Genomic DNA, 208 nt, shown 5'->3' on the forward strand with positions numbered 1-208 from the left:
CCCACACCGGCCAGGGCGAGGTCAACCCGCTCAGCGACACAATCACCATGGCGGTCACCGACGCCACCGGCGACAGCGATGCCACGCCGGCATCGATCGTCATCTCAATCGTCGACGACATCCCGGTTGCGGCCAACGATGCCAACAGCGTGACGGAAGGGCTTGGCCATTCGACGAACGGCAACGTGTTCGGCGCGGCCGGTGCGAG

Annotated in this window: 1 protein-coding gene; it reads left to right on the top strand. The window is 66.3% G+C overall.

What is annotated here, in order from left to right; genetic code table 11:
• On the top strand, window positions 1-208 hold a 208-nt coding region (locus EN804_RS37650; RefSeq protein WP_189524713.1), incomplete at both ends, for a hypothetical protein.

Origin of the sequence: Mesorhizobium sp. M8A.F.Ca.ET.161.01.1.1 (genome assembly GCF_004792105.1) — a bacterium.
Classification (GTDB): Bacteria; Pseudomonadota; Alphaproteobacteria; order Rhizobiales; family Rhizobiaceae; genus Mesorhizobium.